The organism is Bacillota bacterium (genome assembly GCA_024655925.1).
Lineage (GTDB): Bacteria > Bacillota > DTU025 > DTU025 > JANLFS01 > JANLFS01.
The window spans coordinates 1-5,878 of the sequence record JANLFS010000141.1 but is presented as its reverse complement, the minus strand read 5'-3'; the positions used below and the strand labels follow the sequence as shown (position 1 = coordinate 5,878).

At 58.6% G+C, this 5,878-nt stretch carries 5 protein-coding genes; all 5 read right to left on the bottom strand.

The window, feature by feature from the left end:
* Positions 1-120: 120 nt before the first annotated feature.
* A complete protein-coding gene (locus tag NUW23_14785) occupies positions 121-1,110 on the bottom strand; it encodes a TAXI family TRAP transporter solute-binding subunit (protein ID MCR4427426.1) in 990 nt (329 codons plus the stop codon).
* A 243-nt stretch (positions 1,111-1,353) separates the two neighbouring features.
* A complete protein-coding gene (locus tag NUW23_14780) occupies positions 1,354-2,139 on the bottom strand; it encodes an enoyl-CoA hydratase-related protein (GenBank protein ID MCR4427425.1) in 786 nt (261 codons plus the stop codon).
* Between the two features lie 31 nt (positions 2,140-2,170).
* Positions 2,171-3,901: an FAD-binding protein gene (locus NUW23_14775; protein ID MCR4427424.1), complete on the bottom strand. Its 1,731-nt coding sequence runs from the start codon at positions 3,899-3,901 to the stop codon at positions 2,171-2,173.
* Positions 3,902-3,943: 42 nt separating this feature from the next.
* Complete coding sequence (locus NUW23_14770; GenBank protein ID MCR4427423.1) at positions 3,944-4,726, bottom strand: aldolase/citrate lyase family protein; 783 nt, start codon at positions 4,724-4,726, stop codon at positions 3,944-3,946.
* Positions 4,727-4,777: 51 nt separating this feature from the next.
* A partial coding sequence (locus NUW23_14765) for an acyl CoA:acetate/3-ketoacid CoA transferase (protein MCR4427422.1) occupies positions 4,778-5,878 on the bottom strand: 1,101 nt, incomplete at its 5' end.

Below are 5,878 nucleotides of genomic sequence, written 5' to 3'. Positions count from 1 at the left end.
GAAACGACGTCCCCGAAACGACACACGTCGATTCCGCATCTCAGTTGTCAGGCGCCGACCCGTCCCGTGAAATCGGCCCGCCTGCCCATGCTGGTCGACACCGATTCAACACGCTGTTGCCTAGAGGATACCCCGCTCCCTATAGTAACGCTCGGCCCCTGGATGGAGAGGCACATCCATGAACTTCTTGGCCTTGATTGCCTCCGACACAACCTCCCACTTGTACTCAGCAGCGCCAGGGTGGATTTCTATGAGCTCATCCACGTGCTCAATCAGCACTTTGGTGATGTTATAAGCCAACCCCTCATCCATATCCTTGTGGACGATGAGGCCGTCCGACACCGTAAGCGTCGGAATGTCGTTCGGGTGACCCGGGAACGTTCCGCCAGGGATGATTATCGGAGCGAAGAACGGGTACTTGCTGGCTAGTTCCTGTAGCTTGCTCATCTCGATCGGCAGGATCTTGGCGTTCTTGGTCACCACAGCGTCCATTGCCGCCGGGCTCGGAATGGCTCCGAACGGGATGGCGAGGTCCAGATTGCCGTCCTTGAGGGCTTCGACTGCGGCCGCATGTCCCATGGACTTACCCTGGTAATCCTTGCCCAGCTGCAGGCCGTAAAGCTTGAGGAGTTCCTCGATGGCCTCGGCGCTGGCCTCAACTCCGCCCATCGAAATCGTTTTGCCTTTGATATCGTAGAGCGACTTGATTGGGGAGTTCGGAAGGACAATCCAGTAGGTGGGAGATATTGGGCCGGGGATCAATCCCCTGACGTTCGAGCACTTACCGAACTTTGCCATGTACTTCTCGCCTTTGTAACCCCACTGGATGGCCTGAAGCTGGCTGAACGCAATATCCATTTCCTTGTTGTTCACGTACGGCACGTTCGCCACAACGCTGCTGGGCTCAGCGGTAGCCGAGACATCCGGGATGTACTTCTCGATAAGCTTCGCTATGCCAGAGGCGAGAATGTAAGCCGAACCGCCGACGGTTCCTCCGCCGACCTTGAGGTACTTCTTCGCCGCGAATGTCGGCGTCCCAACTGTCACCACAAGAAGGGATGCTGCAAAGACCAAGCAAAGTAACCTACGTCCAGTCAAATGTTTAATCACTGATGACACTCCTTTCCACGCATTGCTGGCTTCGGCAACCCATCACCCGATTGGGTCGGGGGTCTCGGGTCACCCGAGCATGGGCAGTCTTTCACAAGGCTGAACGGTTCAACGTCAAACAGTAGCGCCGCGTCCCGGGCATCCCTCCCCTCAGCCCTCCAACCGGAGAGCGCTCACCGCCATCCGCTTATAGGCCCATCCAGCCACGTACATGAACCAGAACGCCGGAAGCGAACGATTATCCTACTCCGCCTTCTCCTCGTCGCCGTCCACGGACCTGCCCTTCTTCGCAAGGAAAGCGCTCAGGCCCTCTTTTCGGTCCTTCCCCGCGAAATTCAGGTTATTCAGAGCAGCTTCGTGCTCGATATCCAGTCTGAAGCCATGATTGATCGCTGCCTTCGCGAGACGAACCGCCTCGGGCCTGTTTTGGGCAATCTCCATGGCAAGCGCGTAGGCTTCCTTAAGAAGGTCTTGTGCAGGGACTACCCTGTTTACCAAGCCTATACGCAGCGCCTCACGAGCGTCGATCATGTTGCCCGTGAAGATCATCTCGGTTGCCTTGGTCTTCCCGACAAGCCGCGGCAAGCGCTGTGTGCCGCCCCATCCAGGAAACCCTCCAACCTTCACCTCGGGCTGTCCGAACTTGGCGTCGTCCGACGCGACTCTCAAGTCACATGCCTGAATGAGTTCACATCCGCCACCCAGGGCGTAACCCCTCACGGCCGCGATGAACACCTTGCCTGATTCCTCGAGCATCCCGAACACCCTGTTCCCGAGAGCTATGAACTTCTCATGATCGGAAAGGGTCTGACCCTTCAGCTCACGGATATCCGCGCCTGCCGAAAATGCTTTCTCCCCGGCGCCCGTGATGATTGCAGCTACGATCTGATCATCCGAGTCGATGGAGTCCACCGCCTGCGCCAGTTCCTCAAGGGTCTGCGAACTGATGGCATTCATCACCGCCGGGCGATTGAGCACAATCGTCGCAATCTTGCCTTCCTTCCGCACCTCGATGGTGTCAAACTGCATGTAGAGTCACCCTCCAACGACTCCGTACCCTCTACAGCTTGATGCTGCTGTACTCGGGTCCGTCGCCCGCTCTCGTGACTGCTGTGACCCAGTCGTACCTACGATCCCGTTCTGGGAAGTCCGCGCGGTAGTGGCTCCCCCGGCTCTCTTCCCGCCTGAGCGCAGAGCCGAGCACGATCTCAGCAACCTGCAGGAGATTCCGGATACCCACGGCATCCAGAACGTCGCCGCCGGGCCCGACCCGCAATCCGGTTTGGGACACTGTCTTCAAACACGCAACACTCTCAGCCGCCTTTATCAGGCTCTTCCGAGTGCGACATACTAGGGAGTTCAGTGACATCGTCCTCTGAAGGTCTCGTCTCAGTTCGTCCGCCTGTACCCCCGCGGCACGGCCCCTCAGATCTGATATTGTCCCAAGGACCTCGTCGACTTGTCGGCGTTCCCTGTAAGACAGAGAGAGGTCCAACACCTGGCCCGCAGCCCTGCCCGCTGCGGCTCTACCCGCTCTCGCACCGAATACCTGCGAGGCAGCGAACATAGTGCCTCCCAGTCTGTCGGCGCCGTGTGGCCCACCGGCAACCTCCCCAGCCGCGTACAAGCCCGGCAGGGTGGTCTCGGCATTCTCGTCTATCCTCAGCCCTCCGTTGATCGCGTGGGCAAAGCAAGTCACAGGCACCGGTTGTCGCAGGATGTCTAGGCCTCTCTTCAACATCCATTCGTGCGTAATCGTCAACATCGCCCTGAGATCATGATCATTCACGGAGGAGTCAATACTCTTAATGTGGGAGAAATCTAAGTAACACTCGGACTGTAAACTGCCGTTAGCCTTCCTGTACTGGTCCTGTACAGCGATCTCGAGGTACTTGGAATCATCACGGCTGGTAAATGGATAGTGCTTGCTCTTCGCGGCCATGCAAGCGTTCGCTGATACTCCAGCTGGAAGGTACTGGCCGAGCACGTCCCGCCCATCACGTGTCCTGATATTCGGGTTGAGGAGCCAGAGCCAGGTCATTACCATATTCCGAACTGGGGATGTGATTCCGAAACCCGCCTGCATAAACTCCATGTTAATGAGCTGGGCGCCCGCCCGGAAGCCGAGAGCGTAACCATCTCCGGTGATGTCAGGTGGGTTGAGGTTCTGGGCATAGAGTTGGCCAGCACCTCCAGTCGCAAGCACAGTGGCCGCGGCCTTAACCACCGAGACCTTTCCTTCTGCGCTGGCGCACACAACGCCGGTGCATCGCCCATCATCGACCAGGAGCTCAACCGCACCGGTGTTCTCGATCGCGTAGACACCGGCACGCCTGACTTCTGCCCCAAGGGCCTGGACTATAGGGACTCCGTGTCCCAGGATCTTGCGGTTCCTGGGACGTGACCCGAAGCAGCCCTTCACTACTGCGTGCCGTCCATCGGAATTCGTGATGAAAACTACGCCCAGCTTCTCGAGGAACGGGATCTGCTTCGGGGACTCGTACGCGAGAATGCGCGCCAGCCGGACGTCGCACATGCCGCAGCCAGCCTCGACTATGTCCCCCAAGTGAACATCAGGGCTATCCATGGGGTCACAATATCCATCCGCCGCTGCAAACCCGGCGGTCTCCGCGACGTGGTACGCTGTCGTGCCGCTCTGCCCCACCCGTCCTTTCACGATCATGGCCACACGGGCCCCGGACCTGGCAGCCTCGAGAGCCGCACGAAGTCCTGCGCCGCCAGCACCGACGACTGCAACATCCACTGTCACAACATCAACAGGAGACGTCATCGCCAGGTTACTACTCCTCTCTCCTTTGCCGGCGTGCGCAATCTACCGGCCTACGCCGGACATGAAGTCCTTGCAGGCGTTCAGCAGAAGCCCGGGAGCAGTCGTCGTGAAGTATAGTACTCCACGGTCCATCCACGTCCTGGCATCAGCGGACGAACCCACGATGGTACCCATGGGGACTCCCGCCTCTTTGCACTTGTGCAGCACTGTCTCGGCTGCTTTCTGCACCTCAGGATGACTGACCTGGCCTGGGAGTCCCATGGAGTGGGACAGGTCGGACAGTCCCACGAACACCACGTCTATGCACTGGCCATACGGCCCGGCAATGCCTGCCCCGAGGATCTCGTCGAGGTTGCTCACGGCTTTCAGTGTCTCGACCTGCACAACCAGAAGTGTCTCGGAGTTCGACGTGCGTAGGTGCTCCTGCTTGTCGCAGGTGGAGTACGCACCTGCCTTGGTTGAGAACGCAAGGCCCCTCTGGCCTATGGGCCAGTATTTCCCATACCGCAGGATTCGCTCGACGTCTTCAGCTGTCTCGACCATGGGGACTTGGATGCCAAAGGCGCCAGCGTCGAGGGCCTTCAGGATATCTCTCCTGTCACTTGACGCCACCCGGACGATCGGAACACATCCCCCGATCTCCACAGCCCTGACCATGTCCTCAACAGATTCTGTCGTTCCCGGACCGTGTTCCGTGTCGAGTATCACGAAGTCGAATCCGCTACGACCGAGCAGTTCCGAAAGCCCTGAGGACGCCATTGCATTGAAGACTCCGAATACACTCTGTCCGTTCCTTAGAGCATGTTTGACTGGATTCTGTCTCACAACTGTTGCCTCCATCCGAGCCGGCATATACTGATCGCCGACGAGGTTAACCTAGAACGATTTTGACAACTCCATGCGACCTGGCTGGAAGATGCGAGCGTCCATTGTGCGCAGGTCTTCGCTTACTGGAATTGGGAACTCCACCAGTGAGATTATGTCTCTTTCAAGATCAATCCCCGGAGCAATCTCGACGAGGACAGGACCTTCCTGCGTAAGCTTGAACACGCATCTCTCGGTGACGTACAGAATCTCCTGTCCTTTTGCCGCCGCCAATTCCCCGTTGAGCGTAACCTGTTCCACGTCACCGACTATCTTGCGGATGGCCCCCTCTTTGACTACCTTGACACCGCTGGTGTCCACGGCGACCTCAAGGCCACCAGCGGTGAAGGTACCGCAGAAGACTATGCGCCTTGTTTTGTGTGTAATGTCAATGAACCCACCGCAACCGGGGATGGCGGAGGCAAATTTGCTCACGTTGACATTCCCATGCCTGTCGACCTGCGCGAGGCCCACGAAGGTAACATCCAACCCGCCGCCGTCATAGAAGTCGAACATCGATGAGTGCTCGATCATTGCCTCTGAGTTGTAGGAGGCCCCGAAGTCGAGGCCGTACGCCGGAACGCCGCCGAATACCCCCAGCTCCGTCGTCAGGGTGAACTGATCGCTCACCCCCTCTTCGGCAGCCACGCTGGCTACGGCGGCGGGTATTCCCACGCCGAGGTTCACCACTGCGCCGGGGCGCAACTCCAGCGCCGCTCGCCGGCCGATGATTTTCTTGGCATCGAGCGGAAGCGGCGGTATCCTGTCGACGGGCACTCTTATGTCGCCGGAAAGACCGGGGTTGAAATAGGTCACCTGGGTTTGCAGGTGGTTCTCGGGCCTGCCGATGACCACATAGTCCACGAGAACGCCGGGGACCCTGACATCTTTGGGGTGGAGGGTGTTGCGCTGCGCGATATACTCGGCTTGCGCTATCACTATGCCCCCGCTGTTCTTCGCCGCCATAGCCAGCGGCAAAGCCTCGAGGATACCCATCTCCTTGTCCACTGTGAGGTTTCCGTTCTCGTCCGCGACAGTGCCGCGAATGAGGGCGACATCTATAGGGAAGCGCTTGTATAGCAGCCATTCCTCGCCGTCGATATTTATGATCTT

Bases quoted from the DNA above. Each gene is read 5' to 3' on its own strand.
- NUW23_14780 (MCR4427425.1), bottom strand. From the start codon at position 2,139: ATGCAGTTTGACACCATCGAGGTGCGGAAGGAAGGCAAGATTGCGACG.
- NUW23_14775 (MCR4427424.1), bottom strand. From the start codon at position 3,901: ATGACGTCTCCTGTTGATGTTGTGACAGTGGATGTTGCAGTCGTCGGT.